Below are 14,357 nucleotides of genomic sequence, written 5' to 3'. Positions count from 1 at the left end.
TGGGGTGATGCTCCGTCAGTGGAACCGACGGAGCATCACCCCGCTTGGGGGCCATGGCATTTGGCGGCATGGCGCGGTTAGGCTGGCGCAGTGATCGTCAAGGGAACCTTCAACCTCAGCAGCACCCTCCCGTTCGTGCGGTTCGACCTCGCGCTCGCGGCGGTCAGCAGTACGGCCGCGTACCTGCTGGTCGACCGGGCCGACATCCGCTGGCTCGCATTGCCTTCGCTGCTCGCCACCGTGCTGGGAACCGCGCTGGCCATCCTGCTCGCCTTCCGCGCCAACACCGCCTACCAGCGCTGGTGGGAGGCCAGTACCATCTGGGCCCAACTGACCGGACAGTCACGGACACTGATCCGGGTCGCCCGCACGGTCACCGACGCCAAACTCGCCGACCCCACGATCGACCCCGGCACCGTCCGGACCTGGCAGCACGACTTCGCCAACCGCCAGGCCGCGTGGGCGCACAGCCTGGCCCGGCTGCTGCGCCGGCAGGACTCCACCGTCGAGCTCACCCGGCTGCTGTCCCCCGAGGAGGCCGAACTGGTGTTGGCGGCGGACAACCGCGCCACGGTGCTGGCCCGACTGCAGAGCCAGGCCGTCTTCCACGGTTACGCCCTCGGCATCCTGACCGGCCTGGACAACTTCCAGATGGAGACCGCCCTGGCCGGGCTGTCCACCCAGCAGGCGCTCGCCGAGCGGATGAGCAACACACCGATCCCGCGACCGCACGACTACATCAGCCGGTTGTTCGTGCACTCCTACGTGGTGGTATTCCCCTTCACCGCGATCAGCGCACTGACGTCCTACCGCTGGCTGGTCATTCCCTCCGCACTGCTGATCACCCTGTTCTTCCGGATGGTCGAGCGGGTCGGCGCGTCCACCGAGGAGCCGTTCGCCAACCGCAGCCAGGACGTCCCCGTCACCGCCCTGGCCGTCAACCTCGAACGCGACCTGCTCGAACTGGTCGACGTCCACGAACGCCCGGCCAGGCCCGCGCCCGTGGACGGATACCTCTGGTAGTGGCTTTTGCCGCCTTCGGCGTCGACCTGCAGGCACCCTGGGGGTCCACTGCGGCTCGTCGACCACCAGATCACCGAGCGCGTCCACTGGTCGGAGCGCGAGCACGCCCGCACCGCGGTCAACCACCACGTCTTCATGACAGCATTGCGGCTGATCAGCTATCAATCGGAGGAGCGTCACACCATGGAACCGAACCTCGACAGGACCGCCCCGCGGGTCACCGCCGCGCACCTTCGTACCCTGCTGGGCTCCTCCGCTGAACGCCCGGTTCTCTACCTCAGCTACGGCGAGGACTCCGAGGCGGAGTTGGACGTTTGGGCCGCTGGACTGGTTCACGAGGCCGACATCGTCCTTACCCGCGTAACCGCCGTCGACCTGCTCGGTGAGGAGCCCGACAGCGAGGCCGTCGCAGCCGCCCTGCCGAAGGTCCAGGAAACCGTGGACCGGAGGATCTCGGTCCGAGGCTAGTGAAGCCGATCCGCTGATCGCCCGGCACGGCGGCCGCAGCGGCCCCCGGTCCCTGGCGCACCACCGCCGACCGCCGGCAGTGCGGCGGCCCCCTTGGGTCTGTTGTGAGGCGAAGGTGCGTGGTCAGCGACGGAAGTAGCGGAACGCCGCCACGCCCACGGCGCCGAGCGCCGGACCGACCCAGGACCAGTTGAGGGGGTAGGCCAAGGCGACGGCGATACTCCCCACGCAGAAGAGCAGGCCGACGGTGATCAGTATGGGCCTGGCCGGTGAGCGGTCCGTTTGAGCGTCCATGTGAGAGTCTTTCTGTTCGGTGCAGGATCGAGTGAGCCGAAGGCGCTACCCGAGGGCTTTCCCCGGTCTCGCCCGAGCTAAGCGGATCTCCACCGCCATGATTGTCAATGGCCCGTCAGGAAGCTCTGGATCGACCGCGGCTACAGCGGATGCAGTGACGATCACGCACCACCGACCGCAACGGCCGGGTGCCCGCGGCCCCCTGTTCGACGGGTGATCAGAGGGTGACGGTCTTGTACTCGAGGTAGGTGTTCAGGCCGGCGAAGCCGTACTCGCGGCCCAGGCCGCTGGCCTTGAAGCCGCCGAACGGGCCGTCGAAGCCGACCGGGGCGCCGTTGACCGTCATGGTGCCGGTGCGGATGCGGCGGGCGATGGCCAGGGCGTGCTGCTCGTCGGCGGACCACACGCCGCCGGACAGGCCGTACTCGGAGTCGTTGGCGATGTGTACGGCGTCGTCCTCGTCCTGGTAGGCGATGACGACGAGGACCGGGCCGAAGATCTCCTCGCGGGCGATACGCATGGCGTTGTCGACATCGGCGAAGACCGTCGGGGTGACGTAGTAGCCCTGCTCCAGGCCGGCCGGCACCTGCGGGCCTCCGGTGACCAGGCGCGCGCCCTCCTTGATGCCGATCTCGATGTAGTCGCGCACCCGCTGTTGCTGGTCGCGGCGGATCATCGGGCCGATGAAGGTGTCCGGGTCCTGCGGGTCGCCGACCTTCAGTGACTCGACGACCTGCTTGACGGCGTCGACGACCTCCTCGTAGCGGCTGCGCGGGGCGAGGATGCGGGTCTGCGCGATGCATGCTTCGCCGTTGTTGAGCAGGCAGGAGAAGGCCAGGCCGGCTGTGAACTTCGCCAGGTCGGCGTCGGGCAGGACGATCGCGGCGGACTTGCCGCCGAGCTCCAGGCTGACGCGCTTGAGCTGTTGACCCGCGATGGAGGCGATCCGGCGCCCGGCGCCGGTCGACCCGGTGAACGCGATCTTGTCGACGTCGGGGTGGGACACCAGGTGCTCGCTGGTCTCGCGGTCGGCCGGCAGCACACTGATCGTGCCCGCGGGCAGCCCGCACTCGGCCAGCAGGTCGGCGAGCAGGCCCATGCTCAGGGAGTTCTCCGGGGAGACCTTCAGGATGACCGTGTTGCCGGCCAGCAGCGCCGGAATGATCTTCGCCAGGGAGGCGGAGAACGGCGAGTTCCACGGGATGACGGCTGCCACGACGCCGATCGGTTCGCGGCGCACCACGCTGCGCACGGTGGCCGCGGGGTCGGTCGGCGTCAGGACCTCCTCCCACGCCAGCCCCTCGGCCGCCTTCAGGTAGGCGTTGGCCTGCCGGGTCAGGCTCGGCTGTCCGGCCCGGGTGAACCAGCCGGCGGAGCCGTTCTCCGCAGTGATCACGGCCGCGATCCGCTCGGCGCGGGACTCGCGCAGGGCGTTCAGGCGGCGCAGCACCGCGATCCGCTCGGCCGGCGCGGTGTTCGGCCAGGTGCCCTCGTCGAAGGCCGCGCGGGCGACGGCCACCGCGCGGTCCACGTCGGCCGGCCGGGCCTGGGCGGCGCGCCCGACGAGCGACTCGTCGTGCGGGGACAGGATGTCGAGCAGCTCCGGACTGCTCGGCTCGGTCCAGCTACCGCCGATGAACAGCCTGTCATAGATGATCATGATCGTCCTCTCGGTCCCGGGATGAAGAGCATTGACAACAGTCTCATCAATGTAGCACTTAGATCTATATGTGGGGCATTTATGTGTCAGTACATGGCTCATCCGCCTCTCGGGTGTCTATACTCGTGACCATGAGAGCCGACGCGGCGCGCAACCTCGAACTTGTCCTGAGCACCGGGGCCCGGATGCTCGCCGACGATGCCTCGGCGAGCATCGCCGCCATCGCCACACAGGCGGGCGTGGACCGGCGCACCGTCTACCGGCGCTTCGCCTCGCGCGAAGAGCTCCTGGCCGCCGTCTACCAGGCCCGGTACGACGCGGTCGAGCAGGCCGTCGACGCAGCCAGGCTCGATCAGGCCCCGGTCGCGGTGGCGCTGCACCGCTACGTCGAGGGGGTCATCGCTGCTAATCGGAAATGGCCGGTGGAAACCAGCCGTCTGCACGCCGAGGAGACGATCCGCGAGCGCCGCCAACGCCTGATCGACCAGGTCGACGCTTTTCTGCGGCGTGCGACCGACGAGGGGCTGCTGCGCTCCGACCTGCCGCCCGGCTGGGTGGCCGCGCTCCTTCCGCCGCTGATGCGGCACGCCGCCGAGAACCTGCCCGACCTCAGCCCCGCGCAGGCCGCCGACGTGGTGGTCGACACGCTGCTGCGCGGCGTCGGCGCCCCCCTGCTCGCGGCGAGGTGAGCCGCCGGGATGAGCACTCAAGGCAGTCCCGGCGAGGGCGGCTCCGCCGGACCGGTGGGGGACGCCTCGTGGCGCCGCCCGGCGATGACCGCCGAGTCCCACCGGGTGACCTCCTTCGAGATCTTCTTCGACCTGGTCTTCGTTTTCGCGATCACGCGGGTCGGCTCGTTCATGGCCCGCTCACTCTCGGCCGCCACCCTGGCCCGAGGACTGATCCTGCTGTTGCTGCTGTGGTGGTCCTGGACGGCCTACGTCTGGCTGGGCAACCGGGTGCGCACCGACCAAGGCCTGGTCCGGTCCGGGATGCTGGTGGTGATGGCCGCGTTGTTCATCGCCGCCCTGGTGATGCCGGACGCCTGGAGCCGCCACACCGGGACGGTGGACGCGCCGCTGATCCTGGCAGCGGCCTTCATCCTGGTGCGGCTGATCTACTTCGGCCTGCATCTGACCGCTGCCGCCGAAGACAGCCGGCTGCGCGCCCAACTGCTGGCCGACGCGATCCCGCAGACCTTCTCGCTGGTCCCCCTGATCGCCGGGGCCGTGCTCGCGGGCGCGTGGCAGACCGCGTTGTGGGCCCTCGCGTTCACCATCGACTTCGGCGGGGGCTGGATCGCCTCCCGCGTGGGCGGGTGGAAGGTCCGCAGCCCCGGGCACTTCGCCGAACGCCACCGCATGGTCCTGATCATCGTGTTGGGCGAATCCCTGATCTCCGCCGGGACCGGGGCCGGGGATTCGGTGTCCCGCACCATGGTGCTCGTCGCCGCTGCACTCGGCTTCGCGGCCGTCGTCTGCCTGTGGCGGCTCTACTTCGAGCATCTCGCCGCCGCCGCCGAGGACGCGCTGGAACACGCATCCCCAGTGCGCCGAGCCCGGATCGCCCGCGACGCTTACACCATGGTCCACTTCCTGCTGATCGCCGGCGTCCTCTACCTGGCGCTCGGCATCCGAGAAGTGCTGGCGGCCGTCACCGACAGCAGCGCGTCGAGCCTCGGCGCCCCGCTGAACTGGCCCGCGCTGACCGCCCTGTACGCAGGGACCGCCGCATACCTGCTGGGACACGCGGCCTTCACCAGGCTGACCGTCGGGCGGGTACCGCCCGCGCAACCGGCCGCCGCCGCGGCACTACTGATCCTGCTTCCCGCAACCCGACACCTGTCAGCGCTGACAGCACTCGCCGTCGTCAGCGCGACGCTCATCGCGTTGACCGCATTCAAGGGGCGTGCAGCAGCCCGCGAGCCGGACGGCGACCGTGAGAACACCGACACCCCCGATCCGACAGACACAGATCCCGCGTGACACCGCCGAAGCACTGACCCGGCGCCCGAGCACAGCAGGGCATGGCTGATCGAGTGTCAGGACGGCGGAAGGGGCTCGGGTTGAATTCCTGGTCCAGGACATTAGTGGGATCGCTAGAAGGTCTTCTCCTAGGCTTCGTTGCCAGGCCGTACCAGGGAGGATCACGCATGGACGCAGGGACGATCGTCATGGAACTTCTGTCACCGGAAGGACGGATCGATCCCTACCCCCTCTACGCACGTGCCCACGAGCTCGGACCGGCCGCGTCGGCCGGTGACGGACTGATGCTCGTATCCGGGTACCAGGCCTGCAAGCAGGCCCTGCGCCACCCCGGACTGGGCGCGGACATCGGGCTTGTGGCCTCGCCCACCGACGTCGAGCAGCATCTCTCGCTGGCCCTGCTCAGCGAGACGATCCTCGTGTCGAACCCGCCCGACCACGGTCGGCTGCGGTCCCTGATGTCCCAGGTCTTCACCGCCAGGAGGGTCGCCGCCCTGGAACCCGGCATCCGCCGGAGCGTGGACACGCTGCTCGACGACATCGAGGCGGCCGGTGCGTCTCCCCTGGACTTCATGGACACCTTCGCCTTCGCGCTGCCGGCGAGCGTCATCTGCGAACTGCTCGGGGTCCCGGACCAGGACCGCCACCTCTTCCGCGGACTGGCCTCCGACCTGATGGCCACCCTGGAACTCCTGGCCGATCCGTCCGGCCTCCCGGCGGCCGACAAGGCGGCGGCCGAGGTCAGCGCGTACTTCACGGCGCTGGCCGACCAGCGACGGACGGATCCCCGCGACGACCTGGTGACCACTCTGGTCCAGGCCCGGGACGCAGCCGACCCGCTGCTCACGGACGAGGAGCTCATCGCGAACCTCGCCGGCGTGCTGCTGGCCGGCTTCGAGACCACCACCCACCTGCTGGGCAACGGCCTGCAACTGCTCTTCGAACACCCCGACGTGATGGCCGGGCTCCGGTCCGGGAAGATCGCCACGCAGGGCTTCGTGGAAGAGGTACTGCGCTACGACTCACCCGTGCAGGTCAGCAACAGGCGAGCGCTGGCCGACGGGATCGACATCGACGGCGTCCCCGTCCCGGCCGGCACCCATGTGGTCCTGCTGCTCGGCGCCGCCAACCGCGATCCGGCCCGCTACCCCGACCCCGGGCGCTTCGACCCCGAGCGCGGCGACATCCAGCCGCTCAGTTTCGGCGGCGGCATGCACCACTGCCTCGGCGCCATGCTCGCCCGTCTGGAAGGGGCCGTCGCCTTCGACGGTCTGCTCTCCCGGTTCCCCGCCCTCGGCCCCGCGGCAGGAACCCGGCCGACCCGCCGGGACCGGCTCGCGCTGCGCGGCTACGAGACGCTCCCGGTCGTCACGGAGGGACGGGAGCGGTGAGAGGAGGTACGTCCGACTCAGCTCCCTGGTTCTCACCCGAGACGCATGCCCCACCCGTTCGGCCCAATGTCCGATGCGGTCGGTCAGCCGGGTATGTCACGCCTCGTGCGTAGGCAGTCGGCAGGACAGGACGCCCCTGCTGCTGCAGTCTGGAAGCGCGGGTATCCGCTCCCCGCTCCCCCGCTCCCGTGGCAGAGCCCGTCTCCGGATACGGCAAGGAATCAATCCTCGTGAACACAGTTCCCACCGTCACCCTGAACAACGGGGTCGAGATCCCCCAGCTCGGTTTTGGCGTCTTCCAGATCAAGCCCGCCGACACCGTGGCGGCGACCCTCGCGGCGCTCCAGGTCGGCTACCGCCATATCGACACGGCGGAGATGTACGGAAACGAGAAGGAGGTCGGCCAAGCGGTCCGCGAGTCCGGCCTGCCCCGCGAGGACGTCTTCGTCACCAGCAAACTCAACAACGGCTTCCACGCCCACGACGCGGCACTCAAGGCCTTCGACCGCAGCCTGGCCGACCTGGGATTCGACTACCTGGACCTGTTCCTGGTGCACTGGCCGCTGCCGGGGGTCGGCGACTTCGTCGAGACCTGGCGGGCCATGGAGGAGATCTACGGCTCCGGACGCGTCAGGGCCATCGGCGTCTCCAACTTCCAGCCGCACCATCTGCGTCGGCTCCTCGACGAGACCGAGATCGTCCCGGCGGCCAACCAGATCGAGGTGCATCCTTACCTGACCCAGGACGAGGTGCGCGCCTTCGACGCCGCCCACGGCATCGCCACCGAGGCCTGGTCCCCCATCGCCCAGGGCAAGGTACTCGACGACCCGGTGATCTCCCGGATCGCCCAGCGGCTGGGCCGCTCCGCCGCCCAGGTCACCCTGCGCTGGCACCTGCAGCGCGGCGACATCGTGTTCCCCAAGTCGGTCACCCGCTCCCGGGTCGAGGAGAACTTCGCGCTGTTCGACTTCGAACTGACCGACGACGACATGACCGCCATCTCCGGACTGAACCGCGGCGAACGCACCGGCCCGAACCCGGACACGTTCAACTACGTTCCATGACAGTCCGAGCGTCCTGCCAGCGGTCAATGTGCAGCACCTCATCCAACGGGCGCCGCGGGCCGGGCCGGAAGCGGGTCCTGACGGTGTAGGCGGTGGGCAGCAGGCCGCCCTGGTGGACGGTGGGTGGGAGACCGAGCAGCTCGGCGACCTCCCGCTCGCGGTCCAGGTGAACGGTCGTCCAGGCGGTGCCGAGGCCGCGGGTGCGGGCAGCCAGTGCGTAGCTCCAGGCAGCGGGCAGCAGCGAGGCCCACACCCCGGCCTGGTTGCCGGCCGGCAACTGCTCGGTGTCCAATTCGAGGCAGGGGATGACCAGTACCGGTACCTGGTGCAGCTTCTCGGCCAGCTCGCGTCCGCCGGAGACCGTACGACGGGTGGCCTCGTCCACCTCGTGCAGCCGGTTCAGGGTCCCGGCGTTGCGCTGGAAGTAGGCCTCGCAGTAGATCCGGGCCACGGCGGCGCGGATCGCCGGGTCGGTGAGCACCAGCCAGCGCCAGCGCTGCCGGTTCATACCGTTGGGCGCCTGGATGGCCAGGCGGAGGCAGTCCTTGACCAACTCCAGGTCCACCGGGCGGTCCAGGTCCAGCCCTCGGCGCACGGTGCGCGTGGTGGTCAGCAGTTCGTCGCAGGTCAGGTCGGGCAGCGGCTCGATGTCGACGTCGGCCCGCGTCAGGGATGTGTCTTTCGGTAGCTGGTGCACCCGTCTCCTCGCTTGCGTAAATGACGTACGAACGGTCTCAGCGCGCGACGGCCGCCTGGAGCACCAGTGAGAGGTACGAGCCCAGGATGAAACCCATGGCGAGGGGAAGCGGCCAACTCCCGCTGTGCGAGGCGAAGAAGCGCCATCCGCCGAATGCGGGCAGGATCGCCATCAGGCAGGGCAGCAGACTGATCGGCGTCGAGGGCCGGAACAGCACCACCTCGCAGACCACCGCACCGGCTGCCAGACCCAGCGCGAGGGCCGCGCTGCCGGTCGGGCCGAGCACGGCCGAGTAGAGGCGTGCGCCGGGCTCGGAGCTCCAGGCGGTCTTACGCGCGAACTCGAAGTGCAGGAAGACGCAGGCGAAGAGGAGGACGAGCGGAACTGCCCGCCAGTCGGCCGCGACAGCGCCGGAGGCGGCCAGCGACGCGTACAGGTAGCAGCTCAGCAGCAGTTGCACCGGGTAGGTGACCAGCAGGTTGAGCAGCAGGCTCTCCCGGACCGCCGTCGACCGGCGCTCCAACTGCGCCAGGAACAGGCCGTAGCCGAGCGCGACGAGGACGAGGACCACGGCTGTGGGTGAGAGCGCGGCGTTCAGGCCCACCACGACGGCAGTGATCACCGCCATCCCGCCGCGCAGTTCGGCGACCGTGATCGCCCCGGTGACCAACGGCCGGTCCGGGTGGTGCACCCGGTCGTACGCGAGGTCCTTCTGCTCGTCCAGCATGCGCAGGAACAGCAGGGCCAGCACGACGCTGACCACCCGCACCGCAGTCGCTGCGGAGACGCGCCAGGCCCCACCCGACAGGGTGACGGCCGAGCCTTCCAGAGCGAGTGCCCAGAGCAGCCCGTAGGTGGCGTAGATGTGCGGCCGAAACATCTGCAGCACGAACCGGCCCAGTCGGGCCGGTGCCTGGACGGCGGCGGTGGTCACGTGCGGTCCTCTCAAGCTCGGGCGAAGAGTGGCGAACATGCCTCTGCCAGGTCGGGCCGAGACCGGTCGGCGAGCCTCACCCGCGCTTCGGCGACCACCGTCCCGGCTTGGTGCATGGAGCAGTGGATCTCCTCGCCGGGCCGGACCGGACCGGTCCGGCACTCCGCGGACAGGTCGAGCTCCGCGAGCGAGCGGAACCGCGCCGACAGGCCGACCAGAAGGGCCGTGGGCGTCGGCAGCACTCCCGAGTCGACGGCCGCGGTGAGGGCGAGCTGCCGGAACGCCTCCAGTTCGAGCATCCCGGGCACGTGGTCGAGGCGGTGGTCGAACATCGTCGCGTGCGAGGTGTCGACCACCAGGGTCGCGGCCTGCCCACCGTTCTCGATGGATCGCGGCGGCGAGATCACCGCGTTGTCCGGGTCGCGGCGGTCCACCAGCCGGGCGTCGATCCGCGGCTCCTGCCACGGGACGGACGGCGTCGCCGGCAGTCCCAGTGTGCTTCTCCGCGTCGCTCGCACGGCCGTCCACTGCTCCGGCGGCATCCAGGAGTAGTTGATCCTGACCGCCATGGCTTCGCGGTCGTCGATGACCATGGTGTAGCGCACGACCAGGCCGGTCACGCCCGTTCGCCCGCGAAGTCGGCGCTCGACCTGGCAGCCGACCACGACGTGGGTCGGGACGTCCTTGGGCGGCGCCAGGGCGGTCAGGTCGAGGACGTCGAACTCAACGGTTCGGAGGATGAACTGATATCCCTCCGGGACTCCGAAGAACCGGTGTCCGAGGACGAAGATGCCCTGCCTGGCGACCTCCAGCAGCAGCATCGGGTCGTAGCTGGTCCGCGGGCCGAGGGTGTCTCCGTAGAAGGCGTGGGCGCGCGGGAGTTGTGCGGCCAGGTGGTAGCTGTCGTCGTCGCGGCGGTGCGCGTCGGTCAGCAGGACCTCGGCGATCGCCGCTCGGTGCACCAGCCATCTCGGCAGCGTCCGGGTGAACTCCATGCATTCCTCCTCGGATCTCTGCGGCTCATCGCCCCGGCGTCGGGGCTGCGTTCAGTTCGGCCAGGTGCCGCAGCCAGTCGTCGACGCCGGCGCCGTCGAGCACCGGTGCGCGGCCCTCCTGCCTCATCGGGAGGACCCGGGACCCGACGATGACGGCGTCCCAGGGGTCGAGCTCCACGCCGTGGTTCCAAGCGGCCTCCAGCAGCTGCCGGGGGGCGGCCGCCGGGTCGAGCTGCGGATGCTTCGACGCCGCGCGGCGCAGCCGGTCCACGGCCGGCTCGAAGTCGAGGTCGCGGGGCGTGCACTGGGCGTAGAGCTGATCGGCGAGCATGCGGGCCCGCTCGGAACAGTCCCGGCCCCTGAGCGCGGAGCGGTAGATCTGCTCGCGGCGCTCGTCGTCGAAGTGGACGGCGAGCTCGCGCAGCACATCGGCGGGTTCGTCCGGGGTGTGCACCAGGTTCAGCAGGTAGCTGTAGCGGCCGAGCAGGTGCCGCAGCTGGCCGGGAACCCTGGCGTCCGGGTCGGTCGGGCCCTTCAGCGCGGTGAGCCGCACCGACGTCGGCACGTCGATCGCGGACTCCGGCCCGGCCCCGGACACGGGCTCGAAGTCGGACTCGGGGCGGACGACGAGGACCAGGGAGTCCGTGCTGCCGAGGAAGAGCCGGGCGAGCCGCCGTCGGTACGGGGTGGCGAGGTTCCACTGGAAGTACCAGAGCGAGCGGATCATCGTCCTGGTGAGCCTCGTCGGCTCGGCGGCGACAATGCGGAAGCCCTGTTCGGCCAGCCAGTCGATGGCCGGAAGGAGCCGGCGGGCGGCCACCGCGTCGGGCTTGAGCAGCAGAGCCGCGTGCCGGTTGGCGAAGTGCGCCACATCATCGGTCAGCGCGTCGAGTTGTTCGAAGCTCTCCTGGAAGTAGGTATCGGCACCGTAGAGTCGACGCTTCTCGGGATCGCGGCTCAGCAGCGGCGACACCTCGATTCCATACGTCAACGCAGGGGTCATCAGCGCAGGGTTCATACCCGGGTCCTCTCGTCGAGTCCGGCGAGCGCCGGGACGGAGTCCGGCACGGGCGCGGCGCCCAGGTAGCCGGACTTCAGGCAGTGGTCGAGCAGCCGGCGCAGGTACGGGCGGCCCCCGCCGGGTGCTGGGCGGCTGGAGAAGGCGGCTGCCACGCGGTCGTCGAAGCGGATACGGCGCGAGAAGTAGGTCTCGTAGAGCGAGATCACCCGTTGGTGGTAGGCACGTTCCACCGGTGGCAGTGCGTCGGCGGAGAACGCGGAGGGCGGGACGAACCTCGGCACCTGGAACGAGGGGTACTCGGCGAGCACGTCGGAGAAGTCCCGCAGCGTCAGCGGTCGGCCGATGGCGTGCAGGGTGCGGCCCTCGGCCTCGGCGAAGCGGGTCGCCGCCTCGGTCACCAGGTCCGCGACGTAGTCCACCGGCACGAGGTCCAGGGCCGCGTCGTAGTGCCCGGGCATGGACCTGACCAGGCCCTTGGTGACCAGCTTGAGGATGGGGTAGATGGTCTTGAACTCGCGGACACAGCCGCTGCGTTCGGCACCCACCACGATGCTCGGCCGGACGACGGCCACCGGCAGGCCGTCCTCGGCTGCCCGGCGTACCAGGATCTCCCCTTGCAGTTTGCTCTTCTCGTAGTCGTTGCCCGGGAGTTGGCCGACGTCAAGCTCGTCCTCGCGAGCGACCCCGTCCCGCTCGCCGCACACGTACGCGGTGCTCACGTGCACCAGGGGCACTCGACCGGCCCGGGCCAGGGCCAGCACCTGCTCGGTCCCGGCCACGTTGACGCGCTGGTACTCCTGGTCAGGGCGGCCGAAGTCGGTGATGGCCGCGCAGTGGACGATCCGGTCGACGGCGGCGACGCGGTGCAGGTCCTCGGCGGAGAGACCGAGTCCGGAACGGGTGATGTCCCCGCTGAGGTGGGTCAGCGTCCGGGGTTTCGGCTTCAGCCTGGTCCCGTTGTTGCGGACCACATCCGCATTGCTGTGCAGCAGGGCCAGCACCGAGTGCCCGGCCTTGGCCAGCCTCGCGGTCACCTCGGCACCGACGAGCCCGCTCGCGCCGGTGACCAGCACGGTCATCCCATCCGCCATCAGCTGTTCTGCCCGTGCTCAGGATTGGACTGCCGCAGGGTCATGGGTACTCCAGTGGTCGGGCCGACAGGCGGGCTCTGCGCCGAGAGATGAGGTTGGGCCCCGCTGCTGGCGATCAGGTCGCGGGCCTCCTGGATCGGCAGGTCGGCGCCCACATGCGCGCCGAGGCGCAGCCAGTCGTAGCCGATCTCCAAGGTGGCCCGCCAGCCGTCGGCCGAGTCGAACGAGTCGGGGAACGCGTCGGCCCCGGTGATCCCCCGGACCAGATCGACGAAGGCCTCCAGCTCCGCCAGCACGGCCGAGCCGTGTTCGGGCGTGTCGATGGTCAGCTGGTCCAGGCGGGTCGCGAGGTCCCGGATCTGCCGGGTGCTGGAGGGCAGCAGGGTCAGCCGGCGGATCAGGTCCGAGTCGGCCGGCAGCGGGTTGACCCCGTAGGCGCTGAACAGGCCGCGCAGGGCCGCCTGGAGAGCGCGGCGGGCGGTCAGTTCGGCCACTCGCCACTGACCCCGCTGCAGGGCGCCCGCGAGATCCTCCCTGGCGTTCTCGACCAGGACGTTGGACCACACCAGGGCCATCGCGGCCGCCGCGAACCGTTCGGCCGGGAGCGGTACCAGGTCGATGCTGTCGACAGCGGTGACGGCGGCGCCGCGGACGGTGAGCAGCGGCTGCGCGGTGCTGGGCGGTGGGGTGATCGGGCCCGGTGGCGCGCAGAGCGGCAGCGCGGGGGTGACCGTGCCGCCGCCCTTCCAGGCGAGCCGGACCAGTCCGAGTCTCAGGAAGTCCGCCAGCAGCGAGCCGGCCGCTCCGACCCCGGTCGCCTCGGCGCCGGCCAGCACCTGCGGCAGCGGCCTGCCGAGGACGAGGGAACGCCACACCTGCCCGGCCTGCGGGCCGAGTGCGAACACGTCTCGCCGGCCACGGATCACCTGGACCCGCTCGCCGGTCTGCCAGGTGGTCACTCCCGCTCTGCGTTCGACGGTGAGCCGGTCGGGTCGCCACTGGATGCCGCTGATCCCCAGGTCCTCGGCCAACGCGACGCAGGCGGCGACGTAGTCCGCCGCGGGCAGGTCGCGGGCGGAGGACTCCAAGGACCAGTAGCGCTCGCGGACCTCGGGTCGATTGACCCGGTCCAGCTGCATGGACAGCCACTTCGGCTCCAGGTAGGTCTCCCCCTGCCCGGCCGCCCACGCCTTGACCACCTGCACCAGCCCGGCCCGGGCCCAGTCGACGGCTTCCTCCGACTCTCCGAGGCACACCAGGGCCATCGCCTGCCGGTGCGACTGCCGTGCGTAGTGCTCCCACCAGTCGGCGGCTGTCCGGCGCAGTTGCTCGGCCGGCAGCAGGCCCTTGATCTCGTCCACCAGCGCGTGGCCGCGCAGCGGGAAGCTGTTCAGCAGCCGCTGGCAGCGGTTCAGCAGGTCCTCCGGAATCCTGGCGACCCGCTTGGCTCCGGCCTGCAACTCCGCGAACTGCTCTGCGATCTGGCGCACCGTGCGGGTCCGGACCTCGACCCGGCGGCCGTCCACGAAGAGCAGCGAGGGCATCGTGGGCAGGTCGTTCTCGTCGCGGCCGATGAGCAGGAAGTCGATGTCCGAGGAGGGATTGCCGAATCCCTCGGCGATCGAGCCTTCGAGCACCACGGCCCACTCGTCGCCGGGCCGTAGCTCGGCCAGCGCCTTGTCCAGCAGTCCTTGCAGGTAGTCCTCGCTGAGGATCACGCGAACGCCTCCGTCC

At 70.2% G+C, this 14,357-nt stretch carries 14 protein-coding genes; 6 read left to right on the top strand and 8 right to left on the bottom strand.

Annotated features, from left to right (window positions below):
* Positions 1-90 precede the first annotated feature (90 nt).
* Both ABH941_RS04955 and ABH941_RS04950 read left to right on the top strand, forming a co-directional pair.
* Positions 91-1,023 (top strand): bestrophin family protein, encoded by a 933-nt coding sequence (locus tag ABH941_RS04955; protein ID WP_370127325.1) that lies wholly within the window; start codon positions 91-93, stop codon positions 1,021-1,023.
* 183 nt (positions 1,024-1,206) lie between these two features.
* The gene (locus ABH941_RS04950; protein ID WP_370127324.1) at positions 1,207-1,491 is read left to right on the top strand and encodes a hypothetical protein; all 285 of its coding nucleotides are present in this window, start codon (positions 1,207-1,209) and stop codon (positions 1,489-1,491) included.
* A gap of 123 nt (positions 1,492-1,614) precedes the next feature.
* Here the strand turns inward: ABH941_RS04950 and ABH941_RS04945 are convergent, their stop codons facing one another.
* Both ABH941_RS04945 and ABH941_RS04940 read right to left on the bottom strand, forming a co-directional pair.
* Positions 1,615-1,785, bottom strand: coding sequence for a hypothetical protein (locus tag ABH941_RS04945; protein WP_166682609.1), 171 nt, complete (start codon positions 1,783-1,785; stop codon positions 1,615-1,617).
* 217 nt (positions 1,786-2,002) lie between these two features.
* Positions 2,003-3,445 carry an aldehyde dehydrogenase gene (locus ABH941_RS04940; RefSeq protein ID WP_370127323.1) on the bottom strand — a complete coding sequence of 481 codons (1,443 nt, stop codon included), beginning with the start codon at positions 3,443-3,445 and terminating at the stop codon, positions 2,003-2,005.
* Between the two features lie 131 nt (positions 3,446-3,576).
* Between ABH941_RS04940 and ABH941_RS04935 the strand changes: the two genes are divergently transcribed.
* The 4 genes from ABH941_RS04935 (at position 3,577) to ABH941_RS04920 (ending at position 7,885) form a co-directional block, all read left to right on the top strand.
* A complete protein-coding gene (locus tag ABH941_RS04935) occupies positions 3,577-4,134 on the top strand; it encodes a TetR/AcrR family transcriptional regulator (protein ID WP_370127322.1) in 558 nt (185 codons plus the stop codon).
* 9 nt (positions 4,135-4,143) lie between these two features.
* Positions 4,144-5,430 carry a low temperature requirement protein A gene (locus tag ABH941_RS04930; RefSeq protein ID WP_370127321.1) on the top strand — a complete coding sequence of 429 codons (1,287 nt, stop codon included), beginning with the start codon at positions 4,144-4,146 and terminating at the stop codon, positions 5,428-5,430.
* Positions 5,431-5,597: 167 nt separating this feature from the next.
* Positions 5,598-6,821, top strand: coding sequence for a cytochrome P450 (locus ABH941_RS04925; RefSeq protein WP_370127320.1), 1,224 nt, complete (start codon positions 5,598-5,600; stop codon positions 6,819-6,821).
* Between the two features lie 230 nt (positions 6,822-7,051).
* A complete protein-coding gene (locus ABH941_RS04920) occupies positions 7,052-7,885 on the top strand; it encodes an aldo/keto reductase (protein WP_370127319.1) in 834 nt (277 codons plus the stop codon).
* Here the strand turns inward: ABH941_RS04920 and ABH941_RS04915 are convergent.
* From ABH941_RS04915 to ABH941_RS04890, 6 genes are read right to left on the bottom strand one after another with little or no spacing between them, the layout of a single operon-like run.
* Entirely contained in the window at positions 7,869-8,582 is a 714-nt protein-coding gene (locus ABH941_RS04915) for a nitroreductase family protein (protein ID WP_370127317.1), read from the bottom strand. The genes ABH941_RS04920 and ABH941_RS04915 overlap by 17 nt on opposite strands.
* A 37-nt stretch (positions 8,583-8,619) precedes the next feature.
* The gene (locus tag ABH941_RS04910; RefSeq protein ID WP_370127316.1) at positions 8,620-9,516 is read right to left on the bottom strand and encodes a hypothetical protein; all 897 of its coding nucleotides are present in this window, start codon (positions 9,514-9,516) and stop codon (positions 8,620-8,622) included.
* Between the two features lie 11 nt (positions 9,517-9,527).
* A complete protein-coding gene (locus tag ABH941_RS04905) occupies positions 9,528-10,511 on the bottom strand; it encodes a ScbA/BarX family gamma-butyrolactone biosynthesis protein (RefSeq protein ID WP_370127315.1) in 984 nt (327 codons plus the stop codon).
* A gap of 25 nt (positions 10,512-10,536) precedes the next feature.
* Complete coding sequence (locus ABH941_RS04900; protein ID WP_370127314.1) at positions 10,537-11,529, bottom strand: nucleoside-diphosphate kinase; 993 nt, start codon at positions 11,527-11,529, stop codon at positions 10,537-10,539.
* Complete coding sequence (locus tag ABH941_RS04895) at positions 11,526-12,611, bottom strand: SDR family oxidoreductase (protein ID WP_370127313.1); 1,086 nt, start codon at positions 12,609-12,611, stop codon at positions 11,526-11,528. Before ABH941_RS04895 ends, ABH941_RS04900 begins: the two co-directional genes overlap by 4 nt.
* A gap of 11 nt (positions 12,612-12,622) precedes the next feature.
* Complete coding sequence (locus ABH941_RS04890; protein ID WP_370127312.1) at positions 12,623-14,341, bottom strand: nucleotidyltransferase domain-containing protein; 1,719 nt, start codon at positions 14,339-14,341, stop codon at positions 12,623-12,625.
* Positions 14,342-14,357: the final 16 nt, after the last annotated feature.

This window comes from Streptacidiphilus sp. EB103A, from assembly GCF_041261405.1.
Lineage (GTDB): Bacteria > Actinomycetota > Actinomycetes > Streptomycetales > Streptomycetaceae > Streptacidiphilus.
The sequence above is the reverse complement of the archived record's forward strand: the minus strand, read 5'-3'. Positions and strand labels throughout refer to the sequence as shown.

What these genes read in the sequence shown, in the direction of transcription:
- ABH941_RS04945 (WP_166682609.1), bottom strand. Translation starts at nt 1,785, where the DNA reads ATGGACGCTCAAACGGACCGCTCACCGGCCAGGCCCATACTGATCACC.
- ABH941_RS04900 (WP_370127314.1), bottom strand. Translation starts at nt 11,529, where the DNA reads ATGAACCCTGCGCTGATGACCCCTGCGTTGACGTATGGAATCGAGGTG.
- ABH941_RS04950 (WP_370127324.1), top strand. Translation starts at nt 1,207, where the DNA reads ATGGAACCGAACCTCGACAGGACCGCCCCGCGGGTCACCGCCGCGCAC.
- ABH941_RS04935 (WP_370127322.1), top strand. Translation starts at nt 3,577, where the DNA reads ATGAGAGCCGACGCGGCGCGCAACCTCGAACTTGTCCTGAGCACCGGG.
- ABH941_RS04925 (WP_370127320.1), top strand. Translation starts at nt 5,598, where the DNA reads ATGGACGCAGGGACGATCGTCATGGAACTTCTGTCACCGGAAGGACGG.
- ABH941_RS04940 (WP_370127323.1), bottom strand. Translation starts at nt 3,445, where the DNA reads ATGATCATCTATGACAGGCTGTTCATCGGCGGTAGCTGGACCGAGCCG.
- ABH941_RS04930 (WP_370127321.1), top strand. Translation starts at nt 4,144, where the DNA reads ATGAGCACTCAAGGCAGTCCCGGCGAGGGCGGCTCCGCCGGACCGGTG.
- ABH941_RS04905 (WP_370127315.1), bottom strand. Translation starts at nt 10,511, where the DNA reads ATGGAGTTCACCCGGACGCTGCCGAGATGGCTGGTGCACCGAGCGGCG.
- ABH941_RS04895 (WP_370127313.1), bottom strand. Translation starts at nt 12,611, where the DNA reads ATGACCGTGCTGGTCACCGGCGCGAGCGGGCTCGTCGGTGCCGAGGTG.